This window comes from Campylobacter concisus (assembly GCF_902460545.1).
Taxonomy (GTDB): Bacteria; Campylobacterota; Campylobacteria; order Campylobacterales; family Campylobacteraceae; genus Campylobacter_A; species Campylobacter_A concisus_AE.
The window spans coordinates 227,894-252,829 of record NZ_CABPUE010000001.1; the positions used below are offsets into that span (position 1 = coordinate 227,894).

Annotated in this window: 27 protein-coding genes and 1 pseudogene; 6 read left to right on the forward strand and 22 right to left on the reverse strand. The window is 36.9% G+C overall.

Annotation, left to right across the window (positions count from 1 at the left end):
• The 4 genes and pseudogenes from FZ949_RS01100 to ftsZ all read left to right on the forward strand — a co-directional run.
• Positions 1–202: pseudogene (locus FZ949_RS01100) on the forward strand (class II aldolase and adducin N-terminal domain-containing protein); the annotation flags it as partial.
• Between the two features lie 139 nt (positions 203–341).
• Complete coding sequence (locus tag FZ949_RS01105; RefSeq protein WP_103579682.1) at positions 342–1,799, forward strand: peptidylprolyl isomerase; 1,458 nt, start codon at positions 342–344, stop codon at positions 1,797–1,799.
• 6 nt (positions 1,800–1,805) lie between these two features.
• Entirely contained in the window at positions 1,806–3,233 is a 1,428-nt protein-coding gene (ftsA, locus tag FZ949_RS01110; RefSeq protein ID WP_021090773.1) for a cell division protein FtsA, read from the forward strand.
• 14 nt (positions 3,234–3,247) lie between these two features.
• The gene (ftsZ, locus tag FZ949_RS01115; protein WP_103579683.1) at positions 3,248–4,387 is read left to right on the forward strand and encodes a cell division protein FtsZ; all 1,140 of its coding nucleotides are present in this window, start codon (positions 3,248–3,250) and stop codon (positions 4,385–4,387) included.
• A gap of 88 nt (positions 4,388–4,475) precedes the next feature.
• Here the strand turns inward: ftsZ and FZ949_RS01120 are convergent, their stop codons facing one another.
• The 16 genes from FZ949_RS01120 to rpmH all read right to left on the reverse strand — a co-directional run bounded on the left by FZ949_RS01120 (position 4,476) and on the right by rpmH (position 19,250).
• Complete coding sequence (locus tag FZ949_RS01120) at positions 4,476–4,769, reverse strand: metal-sulfur cluster assembly factor (RefSeq protein WP_021091019.1); 294 nt, start codon at positions 4,767–4,769, stop codon at positions 4,476–4,478.
• Positions 4,770–4,772: 3 nt separating this feature from the next.
• Complete coding sequence (locus tag FZ949_RS01125; protein ID WP_103579684.1) at positions 4,773–5,963, reverse strand: peptidase M50; 1,191 nt, start codon at positions 5,961–5,963, stop codon at positions 4,773–4,775.
• Position 5,964: 1 nt separating this feature from the next.
• The gene (locus tag FZ949_RS01130; protein ID WP_021090578.1) at positions 5,965–6,303 is read right to left on the reverse strand and encodes a hypothetical protein; all 339 of its coding nucleotides are present in this window, start codon (positions 6,301–6,303) and stop codon (positions 5,965–5,967) included.
• Positions 6,304–6,376: 73 nt separating this feature from the next.
• Positions 6,377–7,417, reverse strand: coding sequence for a peptide-methionine (R)-S-oxide reductase MsrB (gene msrB / locus FZ949_RS01135; protein ID WP_103579685.1), 1,041 nt, complete (start codon positions 7,415–7,417; stop codon positions 6,377–6,379).
• 80 nt (positions 7,418–7,497) lie between these two features.
• Positions 7,498–9,030 (reverse strand): bifunctional phosphoribosylaminoimidazolecarboxamide formyltransferase/IMP cyclohydrolase, encoded by a 1,533-nt coding sequence (gene purH / locus FZ949_RS01140; protein ID WP_103579686.1) that lies wholly within the window; start codon positions 9,028–9,030, stop codon positions 7,498–7,500.
• A gap of 21 nt (positions 9,031–9,051) precedes the next feature.
• Entirely contained in the window at positions 9,052–9,624 is a 573-nt protein-coding gene (locus FZ949_RS01145) for a hypothetical protein (RefSeq protein ID WP_103579687.1), read from the reverse strand.
• Positions 9,625–10,359, reverse strand: coding sequence for a TerB family tellurite resistance protein (locus FZ949_RS01150; protein WP_103579688.1), 735 nt, complete (start codon positions 10,357–10,359; stop codon positions 9,625–9,627). It abuts the gene before it with no gap.
• Between the two features lies 1 nt (position 10,360).
• On the reverse strand, positions 10,361–11,422 hold the full coding sequence (locus FZ949_RS01155) for an SDH family Clp fold serine proteinase (RefSeq protein WP_103579689.1): 1,062 nt from the start codon (positions 11,420–11,422) through the stop codon (positions 10,361–10,363).
• Positions 11,423–11,424: 2 nt separating this feature from the next.
• Positions 11,425–13,614, reverse strand: coding sequence for a phosphoribosylformylglycinamidine synthase subunit PurL (gene purL, locus FZ949_RS01160; protein ID WP_148790023.1), 2,190 nt, complete (start codon positions 13,612–13,614; stop codon positions 11,425–11,427).
• Positions 13,615–13,886: 272 nt separating this feature from the next.
• Positions 13,887–14,474, reverse strand: coding sequence for an NAD(P)H-dependent oxidoreductase (locus FZ949_RS01165; protein ID WP_148790024.1), 588 nt, complete (start codon positions 14,472–14,474; stop codon positions 13,887–13,889).
• A 42-nt stretch (positions 14,475–14,516) separates the two neighbouring features.
• Positions 14,517–15,842, reverse strand: coding sequence for a tRNA uridine-5-carboxymethylaminomethyl(34) synthesis GTPase MnmE (gene mnmE, locus FZ949_RS01170; protein ID WP_148790025.1), 1,326 nt, complete (start codon positions 15,840–15,842; stop codon positions 14,517–14,519).
• Positions 15,839–16,900 (reverse strand): Jag N-terminal domain-containing protein, encoded by a 1,062-nt coding sequence (locus FZ949_RS01175; protein ID WP_148790026.1) that lies wholly within the window; start codon positions 16,898–16,900, stop codon positions 15,839–15,841. The genes mnmE and FZ949_RS01175 overlap by 4 nt, the downstream gene beginning before the upstream one ends.
• Positions 16,900–18,453, reverse strand: coding sequence for a membrane protein insertase YidC (yidC, locus tag FZ949_RS01180; RefSeq protein ID WP_148790027.1), 1,554 nt, complete (start codon positions 18,451–18,453; stop codon positions 16,900–16,902). Before yidC ends, FZ949_RS01175 begins: the two co-directional genes overlap by 1 nt.
• A 1-nt stretch (position 18,454) precedes the next feature.
• Positions 18,455–18,796 (reverse strand): membrane protein insertion efficiency factor YidD, encoded by a 342-nt coding sequence (gene yidD, locus FZ949_RS01185; RefSeq protein ID WP_087576887.1) that lies wholly within the window; start codon positions 18,794–18,796, stop codon positions 18,455–18,457.
• Positions 18,793–19,128 (reverse strand): ribonuclease P protein component, encoded by a 336-nt coding sequence (gene rnpA, locus FZ949_RS01190; RefSeq protein WP_072594909.1) that lies wholly within the window; start codon positions 19,126–19,128, stop codon positions 18,793–18,795. The genes yidD and rnpA overlap by 4 nt, the downstream gene beginning before the upstream one ends.
• Complete coding sequence (rpmH, locus tag FZ949_RS01195; protein WP_002940373.1) at positions 19,116–19,250, reverse strand: 50S ribosomal protein L34; 135 nt, start codon at positions 19,248–19,250, stop codon at positions 19,116–19,118. Before rpmH ends, rnpA begins: the two co-directional genes overlap by 13 nt.
• A gap of 122 nt (positions 19,251–19,372) precedes the next feature.
• Here rpmH and FZ949_RS01200 point away from each other — a divergent pair, with 122 nt between their 5' ends.
• Both FZ949_RS01200 and FZ949_RS01205 read left to right on the forward strand, forming a co-directional pair.
• The gene (locus FZ949_RS01200) at positions 19,373–20,026 is read left to right on the forward strand and encodes a uracil-DNA glycosylase (protein WP_148790028.1); all 654 of its coding nucleotides are present in this window, start codon (positions 19,373–19,375) and stop codon (positions 20,024–20,026) included.
• A complete protein-coding gene (locus FZ949_RS01205; RefSeq protein WP_148790029.1) occupies positions 20,023–21,273 on the forward strand; it encodes a hypothetical protein in 1,251 nt (416 codons plus the stop codon). The genes FZ949_RS01200 and FZ949_RS01205 overlap by 4 nt, the downstream gene beginning before the upstream one ends.
• Positions 21,274–21,317: 44 nt before the next feature.
• Here FZ949_RS01205 and FZ949_RS01210 read toward each other — a convergent pair whose 3' ends face one another.
• The 6 genes from FZ949_RS01210 to FZ949_RS01230 all read right to left on the reverse strand — a co-directional run bounded on the left by FZ949_RS01210 (position 21,318) and on the right by FZ949_RS01230 (position 24,931).
• Positions 21,318–21,707 carry a YbgC/FadM family acyl-CoA thioesterase gene (locus FZ949_RS01210; protein ID WP_148790030.1) on the reverse strand — a complete coding sequence of 130 codons (390 nt, stop codon included), beginning with the start codon at positions 21,705–21,707 and terminating at the stop codon, positions 21,318–21,320.
• A 9-nt stretch (positions 21,708–21,716) separates the two neighbouring features.
• Complete coding sequence (locus tag FZ949_RS09245; protein ID WP_180998610.1) at positions 21,717–21,869, reverse strand: hypothetical protein; 153 nt, start codon at positions 21,867–21,869, stop codon at positions 21,717–21,719.
• Between the two features lie 10 nt (positions 21,870–21,879).
• Positions 21,880–23,052, reverse strand: coding sequence for a Cj0814 family flagellar-dependent secreted protein (locus FZ949_RS01215; RefSeq protein WP_148790031.1), 1,173 nt, complete (start codon positions 23,050–23,052; stop codon positions 21,880–21,882).
• 116 nt (positions 23,053–23,168) lie between these two features.
• Positions 23,169–23,693: a threonine/serine exporter family protein gene (locus tag FZ949_RS01220; RefSeq protein WP_103580548.1), complete on the reverse strand. Its 525-nt coding sequence runs from the start codon at positions 23,691–23,693 to the stop codon at positions 23,169–23,171.
• Complete coding sequence (locus FZ949_RS01225; protein ID WP_103580549.1) at positions 23,686–24,468, reverse strand: threonine/serine exporter family protein; 783 nt, start codon at positions 24,466–24,468, stop codon at positions 23,686–23,688. The genes FZ949_RS01220 and FZ949_RS01225 overlap by 8 nt, the downstream gene beginning before the upstream one ends.
• Positions 24,452–24,931 carry a DUF4149 domain-containing protein gene (locus FZ949_RS01230; RefSeq protein ID WP_103580550.1) on the reverse strand — a complete coding sequence of 160 codons (480 nt, stop codon included), beginning with the start codon at positions 24,929–24,931 and terminating at the stop codon, positions 24,452–24,454. The genes FZ949_RS01225 and FZ949_RS01230 overlap by 17 nt, the downstream gene beginning before the upstream one ends.
• Between the last annotated feature and the right edge of the window lie 5 nt (positions 24,932–24,936).

The window sequence follows — 24,936 nt, forward strand, 5'->3', positions numbered from 1 at the left end:
ATATGATGACTGGTATGAACGTGCAGAAACTGAAATTTATAGATATATGCTAGAAAAAAACACAAATATTATTATCGTTAAAGGATATGGCATTTACGCATACAGTAGAAGCCCTCAGCTTCTTGCAAAAGAGATAGCTTTGCTAGAAAATAGCTGCAAATTGCTTCATTTAACTAGTGGTTATAGCGATTATAGTATTTAAAAATTTTGCTAACAATACTAAAAAATTGTTAGCAAAATTCTTCACAAAGGTATTTTTAAAGCCCCTATTTTAAGCTTATTTAAGGCAATTTTATATAATATATCATACAAATTTCGTTAGTCTTTTAAAGGAAAATTTAATGTTGTCTTGGATGCAAAAACATAAAAAATACCTAGTTGTTACCATTTGGGTAAGTACAATAGCCTTTGTTGGAGCAGGCTTTGTAGGCTGGGGAGCATATGATTTAAACAGCAATCGAGCCACTTCGGTAGCAAAAGTAGGACACAGAAATATAAGCATTCAAGAACTACAACAAAAATACGATAATTTGTATCAATACTACAATAATCTTTTTGATGGTAAATTAACACAAGAAAAGGCTAATGAGTTAGGATTACAAAATGCTGCACTTCAGGCTACAATTCAAGAGAATTTACTATTAAATTTTGCAGACGATATAGGTCTTAGTGTTAGCAAAGATGATATTTTAAAATATATAATCGCTGATCCAACATTTCAAAAAGATGGTGCTTTTGATAAAAATTTATACTACGATATTTTAAGAAGAGCTAGAATAAATCCAACTGATTTTGAAGAAAATTTAAAACTAACAATACTACTTGATAAGCTTAGAACTATTTTAAATTTACCAGCCAATAAAGAAGACATTGCAATGATGGAAGCAAGCTTTTTTATGCAAGACAAATTAGCAATACAGATAATAAATGCTAGTCAAAGTGATATAAAAATAGATGAAAAAGAGCTAAAGAATCTTTGGGAAACAAATAAAAACAACTATATGACAAAGACTATATACGGTCTAGAAACATACTTTATAGAGTCAAATAAAAATGATGTAAATCAAACTACTTTGAGTGACTACTATAACGAAAACAAGGAGAGATACAAAGGCTCTGATGATAAAATCAAATCATTTGACGAAGTAAAGACTGAAGTTATAAAAGACTACAATATCGAGAAAAGCAAGACTGATGCTTTAAAAAAATATACCTCTATCAAAAAAGCTGAGCTTGCAACAAATGAATTTGTTAGTATAAATGAAGATAATGCAACATTCTCACTTGATGAAATAAAAGGGGCAAAAGTTGGTGAGGTTATAAAACCATTTACATATAAAGATGGATATTTAATAGTTAGAGTAAAAAGTATAACTCCTCCACAACCTATGAGTTTTGAACAAGCAAGAGCAATGGTACTTGAAATTTATAAAGATAAAAAGAAAAAAGAAAACTTAACAACTATAGCAAAAGAGTCTTTACAAAATTTCAAAGGAACTGATATAGGCTTTATCAGTAGAGATATAAATAGCTCTATCTCAGAACTAAATGAAAGTGAAACCAGAGCTTTTGTTTCTCAACTTTTTGAAACTAACAACAAAAAAGATTATGTTATATTAGAAGATAAGGCCGTTATATACGATATTTTGGAACAAAGGTTGCTTGTAGATAATATAGATAACAACTATAAGCAAATAACACAGCAAAACGTTACAATGCTTAAAAATAATGAGTTAATAAAAGATTTAACAAACAAACTAAAAAAATACTATGAAATTAAAGAATATATCAAAAGGTAATTTATCTTGAGTACAAAAATTTTAGGTATAGATATCGGCTCTTTCCAGATTTGTGCAGTAATAGCACAACATGATGAAAATGGTATTAAGATAATTGGAATTGGAACTGAAAAAACGCAGGGAATAAGAAAAGGTGTTATAACTAATATTGAACAAGCTGCAAAGTCAATAAAAAATGCATTAATAGAAGCACAAAGAGTTGCAGGAACACGCTATGAAAAGGTCATAGTTTCTATTTCTGGTGCGTATACAAAAAGCGTTGACAGTAGTGGTGTAGTGAATATACCAAATCATGAAATAGGTATAAAAGAGATTGAGCGTGCTATGCAAATGGCCGATCATACAGCTGATATACCTCATGAATATGAAAAATTACATGTTCTTCCTTATAATTTTAAAGTAGATGGACAAGAACACATTGAAGATCCAATAGGCATGAATGGTAGTAGACTGGAAGTGCAAACACATATTGTTACAGTACAAAAATCATCTATTAGTAACCTAAGAAAAGCCGTAAATTTAGCAGGCGTTCAACTAGATAACATAGTCCTTTCAGGATATGCTTCTGCGATAGCAACATTAACAAAAGATGAGAAAGAGCTTGGTGCCGCACTTGTTGATATGGGTGGTGCTACTTGTAATCTTGTAGTGCATTCTGGAAATTCTATAAGATACAATGAATTTTTACCTGTTGGCTCAGCAAACATTACAAATGATCTTTCTATGGCTCTGCATACACCACTTCCAAAGGCAGAAGAGATAAAATTAGGTTATGGTGCTTTAATAAATAAGTCAGTTGATCTAATAGAGCTTCCGATCCTTGGAGATGAAACAAAAAGTCATGAAGTTTCACTAGACATAATATCAAATGTTATATATGCCAGAGCAGAAGAAACCCTTATGGTACTTGCTAAAATGCTAGAAGATAGTGGCTATAAAGATAGCATTGGTGCTGGAATAATACTTACTGGCGGTATGACTAAGCTAGAAGGTATTAGAGATCTTGCATCTGCGATATTTGACAAAATGCCAGTTCGTATAGCAAAACCAAAAGAAATGGATGGATTATTTGAAATTTTAAGAGATCCAGCAAATTCTTGTGCTATAGGACTTTGTTTATATGGTGCTGGTAATTTTAGTCCATACGAGATTGATTCTGAGAAAAAAATGAGATATCAAGGAGAAATAGCCTCAAAACCAAAAGCAAATTTTAGAAATGTTTTTGTAGAAGAAGAAAACGTACAAAATTTTGGACAAGAGGTGCAGGATCCAAATGAAAAAGAGGATAGTTTTTCTGATAAAGATTTTGAATTAGAGATAGCAAATAAATCAAAAAATAAAGAAGAGCTTGCCAACATTGCAGATATTAGTAAACAAGAAAAAAAGCCAAATGCTTTTGCAAAATTTTGGTATAGTATTACACAATTATTTTAAGGAGAATTTCAAAAATGAGTAGCTTCACAGTAGAAGAAAATAAAAGCATCTATGGTGCAAAGATAAAGGTCGTAGGTGTAGGTGGAGGTGGTGGCAATATGGTCAACCATATAATAAGAGTTAATCCAAATTTAAATATAGATCTTATTGTTGCTAATACAGATGCTAAGGCTCTTGAAAATTCTCTTGCACATACAAAAATACAGCTTGGAGAAAAGACAACAAAAGGTCTAGGTGCAGGCATGAGACCTGAAATAGGAAAAGCTGCTGCTGAAGAGAGCTACGATGAAGTAAAAAGTGCACTTGAGACATCAGATATAGTTTTTATCGGTACAGGACTTGGTGGTGGAACTGGTACAGGTGCAGCTCCAGTAGTTGCTCAAGCTGCAAAAGATATTGGTGCACTAACAGTTGCTGTTGTTACTATGCCTTTTATGTTTGAAGGAAAAAAACGTAGAAAATTAGCTGATTGTGGCCTTGAAGAGCTCAGGAAAGAAAGCGATTCTATTGTTGTCATACCAAACGATAAACTCCTAACATTAATTGATAAAAATGCTGGCATAAAAGAAAGCTTCGAAATGGTCGATGAAGTGCTTGCAAGAGCCGTCAATGGTATGAGTACGATCGTACTTGACTCAGGAAAAAGCGACATAAATCTAGACTTTGCTGATGTTAGAACAATTATGAGCCATAGAGGACTAGCTTTAATGGGTGTTGGCGAAGCAAGTGGCGAAGATGCAGCGCAAGAAGCTATAAAAAATGCTATACAATCACCACTTCTTGATAACATGACAATAAATGGTGCATTTGGTATTTTAGTTCATTTTAGAATAAGCCCTAGTTGCCCACTAGCTGATATCAATAATGCGATGAGTATTATTCATGAGGCAGCAGATGAAGATGCTGAAATTATATTTGGTACAACAACTGATGACAAAATAGAAGACAATAAAGTTGAAGTTACAATAATAGCAACAGGTTTTCAAAGCTCACAAAAAGAAGCTGAAAAAAAAGATGAAATACAAACTTCTAATACAAGCGATATCATAAAAAAAGAGCGTATATTAAGACTTAAAAAAGTTAGTGGTGGATATGACGAAGACTATATGTCACAACTTGATGTGCCATCATTTATGCGCCATCAAATGGACTAATAAAAAACAAACTCCTTAAAATTTCTAGAGAGCTTTTGCTCTCTAGCTTACAAAAATTTATAAACTTTCAAATCTAAAAACTTAAAATTTAAACTCCAAGTTGTGCTTTTACAAAATCGCTTGCCATTTGTATATTCCACTCAGGCTCCCAGACAAGATCGATCTCGCACTCTTTGACACCTTCTATATCAAGCACGGCAGTTTCTACCCAGCCAAGTATCATTTCATGTAGCGGGCAAGATTTGGTTGAAAGCGTCATAGTAACTTTTGCTTTGCCATTTTCATCGCAGCTCGCATCGTATATAAGTCCGAGCGAAACGATATCAAAGCCAACTTCTGGATCAACGATATTTGACAGTGCGTTATAAATTTTTTCTTTCATTTTTTATCCTTTAAAACCAGTAAATCTAAAAATATTTATTATATTTATCGATAGCAAAACTATACTAAGAGCTATAAAAATCATACCAGCTTGCACTAAAATTTCTAGTTCAAAGCAAGTTGAGAGAAGATAGCAAAGAAGCGAGATAGCATTAAAAGCTATACCAAAATAAGCTATCTTTTTTAGTATCATGGCATCAAGAAGTGGCACTTTTACCTTTCCGACAAAAGGTGCTACGTAGTGATACCATATGAGAAATGGTGCGATCTTGTAAAGATGAGCTACGATAAAAGCAAACAAAAAGCCATATATTAAAAAATATGCAGCTAAATTTAATTTATCCAAAGCTATAAAAACAGCAGCACCAAGCAAAGCCACCAATGAAAGTACGATATTTACATTCCAGTAATCATACGCCTTTCTAACGCGCTTTTTTAAAATATAAAGTGCTTGAGCTATAAAAAGTAAAGCCGCCACACATATTGACAAAATAGACAAATTTTCATTAAAAGCTAGCAAGATGCCACCCAAAATATAGCATGCTAGTGAGGCCTTGCTAAGTGTAAATTTTAGATCGTGAGCCAATGCAAACATAGGTAAGAGTACACTAGCAGCTCCAAGTATCACAAGAAACACAAAACCTAGCACAAAATAAACGTGAAATTTTAGTGTCATCTCAAAATCAAGCATCAATGTGCCACTAAGTATCATAAGCAAGCAAAAACCAAGCGTTATTCCAATTACCAAAAAGATAGCTGAAACAAAAAGTGCAAAGGCTGCAAAGCTCTTTTTTTCATTATCCATAAAGCTTAATGCGTAAGTCGTTGCAAAAAAAGCGAGTGAGCAAAAAAGCAAAACTCCACTAATTTGTAAAATTTTAGCCTCAGTAAATAACATCCCGTAGCACATTCCCAACAATGATAGACAAAAAATAGCCAAATTTAAAATAGCACCTTTTGCGGTAAAAAATGGCTTTTCTAAAATGACTGAGGTTAGCTGATAGAGCGCTCCGATGATAATGCTCATCACAAAGCCAACAAAAAATATATGCAAAAAACCAGCTGTGTTTAGTGAGCTAATCGCATCAAAATCTGCATAAAAGAATGCCGGCACACTTAATGCCAAAAACAAAATTCCAGCAATAAAATATCCACCAACTAGCTTAAATGGTGGTGCGTAAGTATTTAAAAGCATCTTAGTGGCAAAGACTCGTATCTACGTCTTCTATGTTTGCGCCGTCTTTTAGGCTAAAAATCATCTTTACAGCCCCACCATCTATATCTTCACGCTCTATGTCAAAGCTCTTATCTATCTTTGGTATAAGACCAGCTGGAAATTTATGATTTAGCATCATAATTTTTGTGTTTTTATCAGCAAATTTAATAGCGATTAATGCATTGACCATTGGCTCTGGCGGCACGCAAGGACGTGAGTCAAAGCCAACAAAATTTACACCATTTTCATTAAATTTATAAAATGGCACGGTTGCACCATCGACATTAAACTGCTCTGCGTTTTTGAAAAAATCGCTCATTTTTTCTCCTTTTAATTTTGGAGAATTATACTCTGATTAAACTTTTCAAACTATTGATTTGCTTCAACAAAAGCTATTTTACGTAAGGTATAAATTCCTCATATCCAAGTCTAGCCATATCTTCAAGCGGTATAAATTTAAGGCTCGCACCGTTTATGCAATATCTTAGCCCGCCCTTATCGCTTGGGCCATCGTCAAAGACATGACCAAGGTGCGCGTCACTATTTTGCGACTTAACTTCGACTCTTTTCATCATAAAAGAGTTGTCCTCCTTATATGAAAGAGCTGTTGTCGTGATAGGCTTTGTAAAGCTAGGCCAGCCACATCCTGCATCAAATTTATCTGCACTTGAGAAAAGTGGCTTTCCGCTCGTTATATCTACATAAATGCCTTTTTGATCAAATTTATCATACTCGCTGCTAAATGGCCTCTCAGTTGCAGCTTCTTGCGTCACGGCATACTGCTCGCTACTTAAATTTTTCTTTAGCTCATCTTTACTAAGCGGCTTAAATTTCGCCTCATCGTAAAGCGGTTTATCGGCTAAACCTAGATCGATATGGCAATATCCAAAAGGATTTTTATCAAGATAGTCTTGATGATACTCCTCGCCTAAGACGAAATTTTTAAGTGGCGCCACCTCAACCACAATCTTATCTTTAAATTTCTTTTGCTCTATTTTCATAAAGCTCTCTATCGTTGGCAGATCACTTTCGCTCACATAGTAAATTCCGCTTCTATACTGCCTACCAACGTCATTGCCTTGTTTGTTTAGCGAGGTCGGATCGATTACCCTAAAAAAGTGAGCCAAAATTTCAGCCAAAGCGACTCTATTTTCGTCGTATTTTACATAAAGTGCCTCAGCATGATCACTCTCATGAAGCTCGCGGTAGCTAGTATTTTCGCTCTTGCCATTCGCGTAGCCTACCTTTGTATCCACTACGCCAAATATCTTTTTAAAATATCCCTGCATACCCCAAAAGCAACCGCCTGCTAGATAAATTTCTTTCAAATTTTGCCCTGCCATCGTCTGCTCCTTTATAAGCTCATCTTTTGCCATCAAATTTAGACCAAAAAACACTGCCGCCATTAAGATAAATTTTAAGATCTTCTTCATTCTATCTCCTTTCATTTTTAAAAGATTATATGAAAATTAAAGTTATAAAGTGTGAAGAAAGGGGCAAGCGCCCCTAAATTTTAGTGCAAGAAGTGCCTAACACCAGTAAAATATAGTGACATGCCGTGTTCATCGGCAGCCTCTATCACCTCATCATCTCTGATGCTGCCGCCTGGTTCAATGACACATTTTACGCCGACTTTGCTAGCGATGTCGATGCTGTCTCTAAATGGAAAGAACGCCTCACTAGCAAGCACGCAGCCGCTTAGATCGATCTTTAGCTCTTTTGCCTTTGCCACAGCCGCACGTGCAGCATCCACACGGCTTGTCATACCCATACCAATAGCCACCATAGCGCCATCTTTTACGTAAACTACGCAGTTGCTCTTCGTTAGCGCAGCCACTTTCCAAGCGATCTGAGCATCTTTTAGCTCGCTACCAGTTGCAAATTTCTTGCTCATTTGCTTCATATTTTCAAGCTCTTCGTCCTTTACATAGTCTCTTTCTTGAAATACAAATCCACCATCAACGTGTTTAAAGTCAAATTTATCATTTGAGCGAACTAAAAATTTATTGTCTTGAGTAAAAATTTTGATACGTTTTTTGCTCTCAAATACTTTAAGCGCAGCATCATCAACATTTGCAGCGATTATTACCTCAACATAAATTTCATTTATCTTTTTAGCTAGTTTTTCATCAAGTGTGCCATTTATTGCGACCACGCCGCCGTATGCTGAGACCGGATCGCACTTAAGCGCAGCCTCGTAGCTCTCAAGCAAAGTATCTTTTACAGCAAAACCACAAGGATTAGCATGCTTGATGATAGCCACAGCTGGTGCGTCATCAAAGCTAGTTGCAAGCATCAATGCACCATTTATATCGGTCATATTATTAAAACTAGCCTCGCCTTTTAGAGCTCTAAAGTTGTTTGTAAAGAAATAATCAAACTCATAAAGTGCGCCTTTTTGGTGTGGATTTTCGCCGTATCTAGTGTCAAAAACCTTGCTTCCCATGATAAATCTAGCATCGCCAAAACCGCCATTAAATCTATCATTCATATAGTTTGCGATCATGCTATCATAAGCCGCTGTATGCTCGAACGCCTTTATCATCAGCGATCTTCTAAACTCAAAATCATCGCTTTTCTCTTTTAGACGATTTAAAATTTCATCATAATCAAGCACGCTTGTAACAATAAGGACATCTTTAAAATTTTTAGCCGCACTTCTTACCATAGCTGGGCCGCCGATGTCGATATTTTCGATGATCTCAGCAAAGTCATCAGTCCTAATCGTAGTCTCTTTAAATGGATATAAATTTACGCAAACTAGGTCTATGCCCTCGATGCCATGCTCTTTTGCCTGAGCCACGTGCGTAGCGTCGTCACGTTTGTGTAAGATGCCGCCATGTATCTTTGGATGAAGCGTCTTTACCCTACCCTCAAACATCTCAGGTGAAGCTGTAAATTCACTAACTTCAGTAGCTTTGACACCCTCGCTCTTTAAAAGTTTATAGGTGCCACCAGTTGAAAGTATCTGCCAGCCAAGCTCTTCCAGCCCCTTTGCAAACTCTACAATGCCCTCTTTATCGCTAACGCTAAGCAATGCTCTCATTTTTTCTCCTTTATTAAATTTTTATCTTTTTGTTAAACACATACCTTTTACTAGCAGAAGCTGCCCCATTTTTATATCTTTTGCGATATTCTTTATCGATAAGGCTTCTAGCGTAACCATAACATTTGCAGCTGCATCTATATAATAGTCTTTTCTCTCTACAAAATTTTCACGCTTTTGACCAACAATATCAACGCTAAAGGCATAGCTTGAAATTTGATTGCCATCAAAATAACGCGCATCTAATACGCTTAAATTTACAGACTCCTCTTTCTCAAGCGCCTCGCATATTGGCTTTTTTGAGCTAAATTTCATCATCTTTATGCCGCGATCATACGAAAAGATATACTCACTAATTTCATTTAATTTTTTTGCTTGAACTGACATAATGTCGCTCTTGTTGCCATCTTTATCGACAAATACTATACTCACATTGCTATCTTTAACATCGTAGTTGCTGATGACTAACCTTTGATCTTGATAAAGCTCGCTTTGCGTAAGCTTAAATTTTATCTCTTTTCCATCGACATTTACCACTTTAAAATCATTACAAAAGCCAGCCACCGCTAGCAGCAAAATAATAAATTTCTTCATCTAAACTCCAAATTTCTCTTTTAATCGCCCATAAGCCTCGTTTATCTCCTGAAGCTTTTTAGTTGAGCGCTCGATCACCTCTTTACTCTCGCCCCTACCCATTAAAATGTCGGGATGATACTGCCTTACAAGCTCTTTGTAACGGGCTTTTACTTCATCAAAGCTTGCATTTTTGTTAAGTCCTAAAACCTCAAACGCATCTTTTTCTTGGACTACTTTATCAGTATTTGCCTCAAATCTTGAGCCATAAAAACTATCAAATTTAAAGATGATCTCATCAAGCGTTTCTTTATCAATGCCAAATCCATAAGCGATATTTCTTATAACATCTTGCTCGCTTTTGTTAAATTCTCCATCTATGTAGGCTAAATTTAGAAAAAATGTGAGCCTAGCGATGCATATATCGTAGTTTAGATTAAATGCTCTCTTGTAGTTTCTAGCGGTTTCATAGGCGTTATCTATATTTTCTTTTTGGCTCTTATAAACCTCTTTTAGATACTCACGCACACCGCTAACGCCGCTAACTTTCTGGCTTAGATCATCTAGCACTTGAGTGATCAGCCTAGCCTCTAGCTCGCTAACTCTGCCGTCACTTTTAGCTACTTTTGCAAGCAGTGAGACTAGAAATTTAGCCTCATCTACATCTGCTTGTTTCTTGCGGTTACTACCTATTTGGACATTCATAAAGAGAAATATCGCACCGCCTAATATCAGTAAAAACAGGACTCCAGACATATTACCACAAGTGATAGATAGTATTTTTTATTTTGCCATTTACTAGTTCGTTTTTACGCCAAGAGCTCTCGTCATTCATCACATTCCAGCGGCGCTCTTCAGGGCGGTAGAACCAGTCTTTATCTATCTGATAGTAAATTTGCTTGCCATTTGTTTCAATGATATTTGCGATATTGTTATCGTGGTAGCTATTTTCATCGTAGTCAGTAAAAGCCCGCTGTCCCATCTCAGAGTAAAGTAGCGTTAGCTCCTGAAGCATTTCATTTAGATCATCATCCATCTTTTTTACATGAAGGCCGATCTCGTGCGCCTCTCTAAAGAGAATTGGATATTCATGAGCTGGATAGTCGCCATTTAGCCTTTCAGAAATTTCTACGATCTTTTTATCGTCCTCGATATGATACCTAAGAAGCTCGGTGCAAATCTTAAGCGATAGCGAGCTAGCACGGTCAACCGCACCAAAGACTAGCGGATGAATATATTCATAAAGCGAGTTATAAGGGTTTGTGTCGTTTGGCCTATCTTTATCTTGTTCTTTCCAAAGCTTGACCACACGACTAAGTTCATCCATCGAAACGCTCACAAGCTCATTGCCTTTGTTTGTCGGACTAAGCTCGTGTTTGAGTGAGGTATCGACAGGCGTTAGATAGGCAAGTGGGCCCATGACGATCTCATTTGCGCCAAGTGCCATCATGGTAGCAGCTGAGGCGCAGTTTGCAGGTATTAGAGCTATTAAATTTTTGCAGTAATTTCTAAGTGTAGTGATAATCCTAAGAGCGGCGATACCGCTTCCGCCGTCACTTTTTATAAAAAGATAAGCAGTATCTATCTTTTTACCCTTTAAAATTTCATACATAGCACTCGCATCGTTGCCGCAAACGCTACCAGCATTTGAATTATAGTAAGTTATCAAGGTAGCGTTTAGTCTTTTTTCGATTGATTTTATTAAATTTTGTGTCTTACTAAAAAGCACTGGCGGTTTTGCTACGCCCCGCTTTTCAACTTGTTCTGTTTCCTTTTGCTCATTTTCAGCCTCAGCGACCTTGCTCTTTTTTAAAGCCATTTTTAATCCTCTTTTCTAACGATTTTTGCAAACTCATTTAGATAAATTTCTCTTATCTCATCCACGCTCTCATCGATATCATTTAGTTTAAATCTCTTGCCACCACTAACGCCGATCTTTTCAAATTTCACACCAAATTTAGCCGCAAGCGCTTCAAATTTAGCCTCGTCTTTCACTCCTACGACTGCTCTTGAAAAGCTTTCATCAAAGATGAAATTTGGCTCTTTAAATTTCACTTCGCAATTTACACCGATGTTTGAGATGCTAGCCATTTTTGCTAGCGTGATAGCAAGACCGCCTACGCCTACGCTATTTGCAAACTCTAAAATTTGCTCTTTATTTGCCTCTATCACTAGGTCCCAAATGGCTCGCTCAGCTTTGTAATCAACCTCTTTTAGCTTACCGCCAACCACATTAAATAGCGCCTTTGCATAAAGAGATGCTGCAAATTCTCCACTTGTCTCGCCAAGCAAGTAAATCGCCCTGCCCTCGCTTAAAAATGTACTTTTTAGATTTAAGTTCGCATCTTCGTTTACGCCAACTGTGACGATGGCTGGTGTCGGATATACGCTCACACCGTCAGTGTCATTATAAAGGCTCACGTTGCCGCTAACAACTGGTGTATTTAGCTCACGGCAAGCCTCTTTTATGCCTTCACATCCCTCTTTAAACTGCCACATCACCTCTGGATTTTGTGGATTGCCGTAGTTTAGGCAGTCGGTGATCGCAAGTGGCATAGCGCCGCTCATCGCTACCTTTCTACCAGCTGCAGCGACGGCTCTTGCAGCGCCAATTTTTGGATCAACGAAATTTGCTCTAGGATCGCACTGAGCAGCCATAGAGACGGCTTTTTTAGTGCCTTTTACTCTAATACTTGCAGCACCCAAGTGTCCAGGCTGTTTTATCGTGTTTGTTTGGATATTTGCATCGTATTGATCATAAATAAAGCTTTTATTTAGCACTTCTGGCTCTTTTAAAAGCTTGAAAAATGCGGTTCTGTTATCAACATTATTTGGAATTTCTAAATTTGCTATCTCATCAAGATATTTTGGACGTGCAACTGGACGATCAAGCACTGGAGCTGCCTCACTAAGTGGGCCGATAGGGATTTCGCCTGCAAGCTCACCATGCCAGTAAAGCTGCATCACGCCGCTACTTGTGACCCCGCCGATGATCTCGGCATCAAGATCCCATTTTCTAAAAATTTCAAGCACTTTTTGCTCATAGCCCTTTTTGGCGCATATTAGCATACGCTCTTGAGACTCACTTAGCATTAGCTCATAAGGCGTCATGCCAACTTCGCGCATCGGTACGCGGTCTAGGTACATCTTCATACCACTGCCACTTCTGCCTGCCATCTCAAAGCTAGAGCTTGTAAGCCCTGCTGCGCCCATGTCTTGGATACCGATGATGTAGTCTTTTTTAAAGAGCTCTAAGCACGCTTCCATGAGCAGTTTCTCGGCAAATGGGTCGCCCACTTGCACAGTTGGACGAAGCGATTTATTTTCATCATTAAAGCTATCGCTAGCCATCACAGCGCCACCAAGTCCGTCTCTACCGGTCTTTGAGCCCACGTAAATGACTGGGTTGCCCACACCTTCAGCCTTACCATAGAAAATTTCATCACTTTTGCAAAGTCCAAGCGCGAAGGCATTTATTAGGATGTTGCCATTAAAGCTAGGATCAAATGTAGTCTCGCCGCCGATCGTTGGGATACCCATGCAGTTGCCATAGTGCCCTATGCCTGCGACACTTCCTTTTAGCAAATATCTATGCTTTTTAGCTAGCTCGCTCTCGCCTCTTATCTCGCCAAAACGAAGCGAGTTCATATTCGCAACGACTCTTGCGCCCATCGTAAAGACATCTCTTAAAATTCCACCAACGCCAGTTGCAGCGCCCTGAAACGGCTCGATAAAGCTTGGGTGGTTGTGACTCTCCATCTTAAACACAGCCGCAACCCCGTCGCCAACGTCGATGACGCCAGCATTTTCGCCAGGTCCTTGGATGACCCAAGGCGCCTTTGTCGGAAAGCCATTTAGGTATTTTTTGCTTGATTTGTAGCTGCAGTGCTCGCTCCACATCGCCGAAAATATGCCAAGCTCTAGTAAATTTGGCTCGCGTCCTAAAATTTTTAAGATCTCTTCATACTCTTCGTCGCTGATTTTATGTGCTTGTATGGTAGCTTTATCCATTGATGTAACCTTTTAAGAATTTTAAGCCATTTTACAATCTTGCTTATAAAAAGTTACTAAAAAGCCTTTTGAAATTTAGCAAGATAAAGCATTGTTGAGAGAATTTTGCCTACTTTGATAAGGCCTTTTTATATTAGCATTTTAAAATTTATGCCAGTGTTTTATTTTAACTAGCATAGCAATAAAAAGTGGCAAAATTTTCAAACCTAGCTCGTAGCCATTTTATTGCCACTTTTATTTATATTTGCAGTTTTGTTTCTATATTTAAATTTCTATTTCGTATTTTTAAAAACTTTTTCAAGATGCGCTTCGTACTCTTTTAGGTATCTTGGCACCTCTGGCATCTTGATAACATCGTAGCATACAAAATACGGAAGTGGTTTCATGCCCAAAAACTCATTTGCCTTTCTAAAATGAAAGTAAACCCCGTCGATCCCACGTGCATCAAAAAACTCATTTGGATCGCTAAATGCCTCAGCTGGGGCATTCCAAGTAAGGCTTAGCATAAATTTCTTCTCATTTAGCAAGCCGCCCTTGCCGTAGTTTTTAGTTGGATCGACCCTGTGTCTGCCATCGCTAGTATAAAGCTTGCCATGACCTGCAGTAAAGACCTCGTCGATATATTTTTTCACTATCCAAGGCTCACCCATCCACCAAGCTGGCATCTGCCAAACTACTGCGTCCATCCAGAGAAATTTCCCAACTTCAGCCTCTATATCATAGCCTTGATCTATCACAGTTTGCTTTACCTCGTGACCCATTTTTGCGAGCTTCTCGCATGCAAGGTCGTGAAGTGTTTGATTGAGCCTGCCATCTGAATGGCCAAATTTTTTGCCGCCATTTAAAAGTAAAATTTTCATATTCTCTCCTTTAAAAAACGAAAATTTTAACCAAAAAAACTATCATTTTCCTAAACAAAAATGGCTAAACATCTCGTCTAAAATTTCACTTCTTTCAAATGGCTTTGTGATGCTTGCAAGCGCCTTTATCGCACTATTTAGCTCATAAGCAAAAATTTCTAGCTCCTCTTCGCTGAGTCTCAAAAAGGCTCTTTTTAAAGCCTCACTAGCCTCTTTACAGCTTAAAATTTGGCGGTTTGAGCTTAGCATGATCTCATCAGTATCCTGTGTCTTGAGGTAGCTTTCAAGCTCTTTTAAAACTACGCTCGTATCAGTTTTTGCTGAAATTTTGATAGCGCCCTCTAGTTCTATATCAAATTTAAACGCTAGATCGCTTTTGTTTAAGATGAAAAAAGCTTTTTTATTTGAGCTAGAAACGAGTCTAATTATCTCTTTGTCTTGCTCATCGCTTGGGTTTGAGCCATCAAAAACAGCTAGGATAATGTCAGCTTCGTTTATGGCTGAGATTGAGTAGTTTATGCCGATTTGCTCGATCCTTCCAGCATCTTTTCTGATGCCTGCGGTGTCTATTATACGAACTAGATGCGAGCCGATCTTGAAATTTTCTTCTATCCTGTCCCTAGTAGTGCCAGCCTCGTCGCTAACGATCGCTCTCTCGTATGCCAAAAATGAGTTTAAGATAGAGCTTTTGCCAACATTTGGCTTACCAACGATAGCGATCTTAAAGCCATCTATCAGTCCTCTTCTTTGCTCGCTAAGAGTTGCTATGCGCTCTAGCTTCTTGCTATTTTTTAAAAGCATCTGCTTAGTCTGCTCTAGTAAATTTGCTGGCAGATCATCATCAGCATAGTCAATCATCGTCTCAACAAAAGCAAGAGTTTTGACCGCTTCGCCCCTGATCTCGCCTACAAATTTACTAAGATCACCTTGCATCTGGCGGGTCAAAATTTTAGCAGCGATCTCGCTTTTTGAAGTGATGAGCCCTTGCATAGCCTCAGCCTTGGCTAGATCCATCTTGCCATTTAAAAATGCTCGCTTGCTAAACTCGCCTGGCATAGCAAGCCTAGCACCAGCCTTTATTAGTTCATTTAAAATTCTCTCGCTCACCATCATGCCGCCATGAGTTTGAAACTCGACGATATCCTCGCCTGTGAAGCTTGATGGAGCTTTAAAATATATAACGATGCCCTCGTCTAAAATTTCATCATCAAGGGAGTAAATTTTGGCAAGTTTTGCGTATCTTGGCTCTAAATTTGAAAGTTTAAGAAGTTTTAAAGAGGTGGCCAGAGCGTCCTTGCCACTAAGCCTTACGATAGAAACTGAGCCGATGCCATAAGCTGTGGCAAGGGCTGCGATAGTTTCACTCATTTTTTGAAAAAGTCATTTACGACGACAAATTTGCCGTCATTGCCGCTTTTTATGCCGACATATTTATCTGGGAATTTCTCGCGAAGTTTCTCAAGCGCGATCTTAACCAAAACCCCATCAAGTGGCTTTGTTTGGGCTCTACCGCTATTTTGCACACGCTCGATCACGCCATTTAGATATTGATCCATCATCGCTTCTTGATTTTGCAAAAATTGCGCGATTTCAAGACGGATAGCAAGGTTGTATTTTGAATTTAGCCAGTTATAAAGCATGTAAGATATCGCTTTATACCTATAACCTTCTTTACCTATAAGTAGAGCCGCGTCAGCCCCATCAAGCTCTATAAGCACAGTTTCATCGTCAAATTTGCTAACTTCAATTTTACTAATATCAAAACAACTTGCCTTAAAAAGACGGTTCATGCCATCTTTGATCTCAGGTAAAATTTTATCAAAGTCGATTGTTGCTTTTTCTTTTTTTTCTTTTTGTAAAGCTTGAGCCGCACTCTCTTCATCAGTTTGGTTAAAATTTTCAATAATAGAATTATCTAAAATATTTTTAGGAGCATTTTTGCTAGCTTGTGACTCCTTTATTTCTTTTGGCTCATCAAGTCTCTTTATTACATATCCTGGTTCAGCCTCTTCTTCACTCTTTTGAGCAAATGCATCTTTAGCTAGAGCTTCATTTTTTTCATTCAAATTTGACTTTTCATTTTTATGGTCTTTTTGCTCAAATTTAGTTTCGCTTTTTTCATCTCTATGTTTTTTAGGACCTCGCTTTTTATCACTATGATCGTGTTTTTTAGCTTGCTTTTTATCTTCTTTTATAGCCTCGTTCTCATCATTTTTTTTAACAAAATTTTTATCATTTTTTGGCTTGTGTTGTAGTTTTGGCTGATTTTCTAAATTTGCTTCAATGATCGCACTTCTTTTAAAAAATCCCAAAAAACCACTGCTTGGATGCTGTAAAACTTTTATATCAAGCTGAGTTACTGAGCAGTTAAGTTGCTCAGCTGCCTTTTGAAATGCCTCTTGAAGGGTATTTGCTTCTATTTTCATTAAGCCTTTACCTCCGCAGCTTTTTTATGTTTTTCAAAAAGTTTGTTTACAAATACTTGCTGAACAACCGAGCAAACGTTATTTACAAACCAGTAAAGTGTAAGACCAGCTGGAAATGTCACGAAGAAAAATGTAAATATAAGAGGTAAAAATTTCATCACCTTTTCTTGCATAGGATCAGTAAATGTCGTCGGTGTAAGCTTTTGCTGTAAAAACATCGTAAGACCCATCAAAATAGGCAATACAAAATATGGATCCATTACCGAAAGATCGTGTATCCAAAGTATCCAAGGAGCACCTTTTAGCTCGATCGCATTTAGTAAGACGCGGTAGATTGCAAAAAATACCGGAATCTGAAGCAAGATTGGCAAGCAGCCACCCATTGGATTTGCACCATGCTTTTTATAAAGCTCCATCATATGAACTTGCATTTTTTGCTTATCATCTTTATATTTTGTCTGAAGCTCTTTTACCTTTGGAGCAAGCTCTTTAAGCTTATTCATAGATAACATACCCTTGTATGTAAGCGGGAATAAAACTATCCTTATAACAAGTGTTAGAACAACTATAGCCCAACCCCAGTTGCCAATGTAGTTATGCAAGAAATTTAAAAATGCAAACATTGGTTTTGCTATAAATGTAAACCAACCATACTCAATGACGTCGTTTAGTCTCTCGTCCATCGAGCTTAAAATTTTATGCTCTTTTGGTCCGATATATGCGCCTAATTTTAAATTATCATTTGCCTTTACAAAAAGAATAGGATTATTGTTAGAATCTTTGTCTAGGGCTACTTCAAATGGCTTTTCAAATGAGTAAAATAGCGTTGTATAGTATCTATCAGATGCGGCTGCTATTGTGGTATTTGCATAGTTTTTAACCTCTTTGGCGTCACCATCTTCTATAATATTTAGGCTATCATCCGTGTTTCTAAGCATTACACCGTGAACTGTATAGCTATCTATCGCGATATTTGGTCTAAAGCCAGGAGTAATGAAATAATCAACACTTTTACTTAAAATTACTTCAACTTCATATCTGCCATTTGGGTAAAATTTGATATTTTTTGTGACTGTAACTCCATCTAAATTTTGAGTAAGTTTTATCATTTTAGGCTCGCTGCTAGCATCTATCTCGCTAGCGTCACTACTATATGCAACCTTAAAAGCATCGGCATTTAGCATACTATCGTTAAATCTAAGCTCAAGTGGCAATGGATTTTGCGAAACAAGTTCGATTTTGTTACCATCTTCAGTTTTGTATTTCTCTTCAGTTAAGTAGAATTTTGAAATTCTTCCTAGCTTATCTATTTTTGCTTCGTAGCTTTGACCTTTGATAGTAGCGATTATCTCATTTGAAGCCAAATTTTCATTTGATTTTGGTGTATTTTGATTTATATTTGGAGCTTTATTTTGATCTATTGTTTGAGACATTGTAGTTTGGTTTTGCTCAGGTATCACTCTTTTTGGCATAAAAAAATCATACACTATAAAAAAAACAATAGATAAAAGTGCTGCAAGAAGCAACCTTTTTTGCATAGACATCTGTTCCATTTTAATTTTTTTCCTTTAATTTATCTAATACTTTTACGACATAAAATTTACTATTCTGACAAGGGACAAACCAAAAATTTACATTTCTGGTATCACTTTTTTGAGATATAAAACATAGGTTAAATTTTTTGTAGATGATTGGGTAGTTGATACCGCCTTTAAAAAGCTGATTGCATTTTAAAATTCGCATGAAGGTTGCAAAAAAAGCAGAAAAAAAACTATTTGTTTGAAATTCCCAAATCGCATATTGTGAACAAGTCGGGTAATAGCGACAGCTTTTTGGTAGAAGTATGGAAATATATTTTTGATAAAAAGCGATAGCTTTAATCGCAATTTTTTTCATTTTAAACATCCCATTTTTTTTGTAGACCAACTTAAATTTTTACAAATTTTTTCAAATGAAATTTCTGTAATTCCATTTTTTGCGATCATAATATATGTGCCATCTTTTAATTCACTAGAAATGTTAAAAAAAGCGGCTCTCAAAAGTCTTTTAGCTCTATTTCTAACTACCGCTTTTCCTACTTTTTTACTAGCAACTACTGCTATTTTTTTTTCATTTGTTGGTTTATAAAAAACAATGCAAGCATCACAATGCCACTTGCTAGCCTCTTTATAAACTTGAGAGAATTCTTTTGAGCCGCTTAACGACTCAAAACCAGCTAAGCAGCCAATCTTTTTCTACCTTTGGCACGTCTAGCATTTATTACCTTTCGGCCATTTTTAGTTTTCATTCTTAAGCGAAAGCCGTGAGTGCGTTTTTTAGGGGTTTTATGAGGTTGATAAGTCCTTTTCATTTCTATCCTTAAAGTTAATATAAAAAGTGGGATTTTATCAAAGCAATACTTAAATTCCTTTGAATAACTTAGCTTAAAAAGCCACAACTCAAACTTTAAGCAAATCAAGTTATAATCCAAAAATGAATTTTAATAAAGACAATAGGCTTTTAAAAAAATTATTTTTCTTAAAACTAATTGGCTATAAGTTTATTGATAAGAATTTTCTTAGTCTAAGCAATTATCATGATTACAACAATATTGATGAGCTAAACCGCGAAGTAAAAAAATGTTCTCTTTGTTCTTTGCGAAATAGCTCAAAAGGCGTAACAGCTGGCATCGGCAATGAAAATAGCAAAATCATGTTTATATTATTTTCTAAAAAAAGTGGCTCTTATGAAAATAACAGTAAAAAATTTTTAGAAAATGCCATAAAAAATAGTTTAAATTTAGATATAAAAGAAATTTATATAAGTTCTCTACTTCGATGTGAAATTTCACAAAGTGATGATAAAAGTCCGATTTTAAGCCGTTCTATTGAACTTTGTCGTCCTTATTTACTTGAAGAGATTAGGCTGATAAAGCCAAAGATAATCGTGACTTTAGGAGAGAAAGCCTTTATGCATTTATATCCGAATTCATTGTTAAAAGGCGGATTTTCAAGTATAAGAGGTAGCATTTTAAAAAATGAAAACAGTCTTATTTTACCAACGTTTTCACCAGAGTGGATAAGCAAAAATCCTAGTTTTGAAAATATTTTTATTGATGATTTAAGAAAGATCAAAGGAGTGATATGAGAAAAATTTTACTTTTTTTAGCCATTTTTTCAACTATTTTTGCATCGCAAGATGAGATAAATTTTGAGAGTAACGTTACAAAAAACCAAAGTCTATCAAGCATACCTCCAGCAAAGATTACTTATATAAATTTAGAACCAGAATTCTGTGATAATGCCTGCTTAAATGAGCTTATTAAGGCTGATTTACTGGCCAGCTTTATGGCGAGATTTGAGCCAGCAAAAATAGACGATAACGCTCTTTTGGAGCTTTATATCTCTCTTGGTGGTGAAGCTATTTTAAAAGTTAATAAAAGCGGCAAAATCGCTGTAATCATCCCACAAAAGATTATAAAATCTTATGCAAATGTTGTATCAAACGCGGTCTTAAGCTATATCTTAAAGCAAGACGCAGATATCGAGATCAAATTTATAAATAGCAACGATGAAAGCCCACAAAGTCTTACAAATGCTATGCAAATGGCTAGAGCCCAAGGCTTTAATTATTTTATCGCAGCCCTTACATCAAATGGTGCAAACATTATAAATTCGCTAGTTCTATCAAATGAGCTTATCTACATTCCAAGCGTTCATAGCTCCTTTATCATAAATCCAAAGCCAAATTTGATCTTTGGTGGCATTGATTATAAAGAGCAAATTTCAGCTTTACTGGCCTACTCGAATGAAAAGATAGTTGCATTTGATGATGGCAGTTCATTAGGGCAAAAGCTAAATGAATATGTCCGCATGCAAAGTACCGATTATCATGAAGCCTCTATTGTAGGCAAAGATATAAATTTAAACGACACTTTAAGTAAAAAATCCAAGTTTGATGACGCAAGTATATTTTTAAACATCCCAATCGTCAAAGCTTCTCTTGTAGCAACGCAGATGAGAGGCTTTGAGATAAAACCATACGCACTTTTAAGCACACAGATAAATTTTTTACCAAATATCTTTAATGCCATCGCGCAAAGAGATAGACAAAATCTTTTCATTGCAAACTCACTAAATCCTATTAACGACTTATTTTTGGGGCTTGGTGATCTTTTTGATGTAGATTTTAGATATTCGCAAATCGGCTATTCAAGTGCTTTTGGTGCCGAGTACATATACACAAATTTTATAGATAAAAGTGCTGATAGAATTTTTACCGAAAGAGTTGAAAACTCTCAAGTTTTATATGGAGTTAAAATTTATAACGTAAAAGGCGACCACTTTAACGAAGCAAATCAAGAAATTTTACTCGATCAAAATAGCTCAATGTAAAAGCACAAAGTGGCTAAAGTTAAATTTCTAAACTTAGCCACGATCTAAAATTTAGAATTCTCCAAAAATTTCTTTATCTCATCATTTATCTTAGCAAGCTTCTCTTCTTTCATAAAAGCTAAAGTGATCGTCGCTCTAAAGAGTAGTTTTTCGGCATTTTTGTCATCAAATTTATAAATTTCTTGCTCCAAAACAAGGCTAGCTTTTTTAAGCTCTAAAATTTTAGTTCTAACAAATACTTCATCGCCAAGCACAGCAGAAGCTATAAATTTAGCCTCAAGCGACGAAACTACAAAGTATCCGTCCTCTTTTGTGAAATTTAATCCAGCCTGAAAAAATGCTTCACTTCTAGCTCGCTCGCAAAATTTTATGTAGTTTACGTGATAGACTATGCCACCCGCATCTGTATCTTCGTAGTAGATTCGTATTTTCACGGTCGCTCCTTAGGCTTTTAGATCAAGCCCCATTTTACCGATTTTTCTTAAAAGCTCCATTATATCCGCCTCTTTTTTCTCATGCGTCTTTAGACTTTGCCCATGAGTACTACTAAAATCATAATTTACGTTTGCGTTAAATCCGTTTATGCCGCTTACCATATTAATCCTTTTAAGCCTTTATATCCACGCTCTTAGCGTTAAATTTCATTATCGCCTCAAGTTCTTCTAAATTTTTTCTAGTATTTTGCTTTAACTCTTTGTCGTATTTTCTATTTTTATCCAGCATCTTTTGCGTTCGCTTTTCTTGCTCTATTAGCTTTTCTAGGCGTTTTTGCGCCTCTTTCATATCCTCTTGCATTATTTCAAAGAGGCTTTTTGATTCTTTGCCGTCGTCACTGACGTTTATCTCGCCGACAAATTTTAAACTCCTTGCAAAATCTACGAAATCTTTTAAATCTTGAGGCAATGAATCCACTAAAGATTGCGAGTATTTATCGTATTTATGTCCATGCAAGTCGGTAAAGGCTTTAATTTTTGCTTGATACTCTTGTGAGGATATGTTTTTATCTAACCCGTTAATCTTGCCGTGATAGGTGGTTTCACCTTCTATGGCGTGACTATTTTTGTTTAAAATGCCGACCAAAAGCCCGCCTTTGGTTATATTGCCGTCTTTATCGGTATATTTGTCTTTTGTAGTATCAAAATACATCCCGCTGTTTATATCCTCTTTGCCGCCGCTGTTGCTGTTTAATATATCGGTAGATGGTTTTAATCTCTTATGCTCTGAGTAGTAACCGATCGTGGAGCTATTATAAAAAGTAGTCGTTATGCTAGTTCGTTCATTTCTTTGAAAGCTACTATCGGCTCCCATATAGTCTGATATTTTGCTATGAAGCTTTAATACCTTGAGCGTTTTATTGTCGTATTCGTATCCTTGAGGAAATTTGGCAAGGTCTTCTTTGCTAAAACTTTCTTTGGAATTTAAAACGTCCTCACCGACTACTTGGGATAAAATTTTATATGCATTGCCGACTGTTTTGGCTATATCTATGTTTTTAAAATCGGCTTTTAAAATTCCCGAATTAGTATTTACGTTCACGAGCGATTTTAAGGTATCTGAGTGGATTTTGTAGTCCTTTGGGATACCTGCGGCTTCGTTAAATTCGGACGTAAAATATCCGTCCTCATCAACTTTATAGCCTAAAACTTCGTTAAATTTGTGCTCGACTGCATCCGGCTGCGAGATTTCATTTTTATATATGTTTTGACTCTTTATGCTATGTTTTTCATTTAACTGAAAATTTTTAGTAACACTAGAAAACCCACCGATACCGCTTAACATCATAAATCCTTTTAAAATTTAGTTTTAAGCTATATCGGCAAAATTGAAAAAATATCTAGTAAAAATAATAAAAACTATCAAAAAGCCATACAAAATTTCTATGCCGAAAGTTAAAATTACTCGCGCATCTTTCTCGTCGCCAGATCGCACTTGGCGCCGCGAGTAATCATCAAGGACTGATCGTAAAATAAAATAAGTACCACCGAAACCCCGACGCCTAGGGCTAGCGAGACCGTCGTGGTCGTGATCGCATTATCGAAAAATATGATTAGGTATTCGTTTTTCTTAGCGATATTAAGCTCGTTTAGAAACGAAAATAGCGCCAAAATGCCCTTATACGCATAGACTCCCGGCACCATCGGCAAAAGCGCGGGAAACGCGATGATTTCAGCCGGCACTTTGAGCCGTTTGGCAAAGAGCATACCTAAAATTCCGCTTAAAAAAGAGACGATGAGGGTGGCGACGCTAATGTTAAAAAATCCCATCTGCATGATCCAAAAGCGGCTAGCGTGCGCAAACGCCGCAAGCAGCGCGCAAAATGCGAGAGTCCTTTTAGGCGGCGAGCTAGCGTAGGCAAAGCCAAGCCCCGCCACCGCGGCAAAAGCGCCGTCTATGAGAGTCGCGGTCAAAAGCTCAAACATGTAAAATCTCCGCATTGCTAAGCGAGAGCGTAATATATACGCCAACCGCGATGCAAAGTATCAAAATGCCCGTACTCACGGCTCTACTGATGCCTACAAGCGTGTTATCGTTTAGGATGTCAAAGACCGAGTTTATGAGAAAAACGCCCGGCATCAAAAATAGTATCGACGAGCCGATCGCCACGTCGCTAGTGTGCGTAAAGCCGTAAAATACGCCAAGATAGGCGATAAACGAGACCACGAACGAGACCAAAACGTACTGGATTTTTAAATTTACGCCCATTTTAGCAAGCGCAAATCTAAGGCTATAGCCCACGAGCGTCGCAAAAAATACGCAAGCCACCGAGCCAGCATCGCCGCCGAAAAGCTTGCAAAACGCCGCATTTGCAAGGCTAATCAAAATAAGCGAGCTTGTAAATTTATTTGCCCCGATGCGCATGACACCCTCAAACTGCTCTTTTGCCTTCTCTAAGCTTAAATTTTCATCCAAAATCCGCCAGCTAAGCGACGAAAGCTCGGAAATACGGTTAAAACTCACATGACCAAACGGGATCTTTTTCACGTAGGTTCGGCGCAGAGAGTTGTCGGCCGAGTCCATGACGCTAATAGTAAAATACTTCACGAAAATCGTCACGCTAACGTCGTGGCCGTAGTGTTTAGCTATGCGGTCTACGCACTTTTCAACGCGCGCTGTGTAGGTGCCAGCACTCACCATCGCCGTCGTGTAGTCAGCTAGAAAATTTGTTAAGACTTGAATATCAGGCTTTGCGTTCATTTTGGCTAATCTTAAATTTCACAAAAAATAAAATGATTTGCAAAACAAGCATGATTTTCATCACATATTCACTCGCACTATGCATTTTGGCAAATTCAGCCGTCTGTGTCGCGTCAATACCCAAATTTTGAGCATAAACTATAAAAGGCGTAAAGAAAAATACAAAGCTCAAAGCTAAAGCCAAATTTAAAAAAGCAAGCATTAGCATGCTAAATTTTAGTGAAAAAATAAGCTTTTTTCTAAGATCAAATAGCTCGCTAATCATTACAACTATGCTTATAAAAAGCAAAATATAATTAAATTTCAAAAATATCTTTGTCATCATTTGGCCACTCATAAAATGCGTAAGTACGCCATCTCCTATGATGCTTTGCGGGAAAAATATGACTGGCGCCACTAAAATACCAAGCGTTAACTCAGCTCCTATAAGTACTGCCAAAAGCAAAAAATAAACTCCTCTCAAACTCT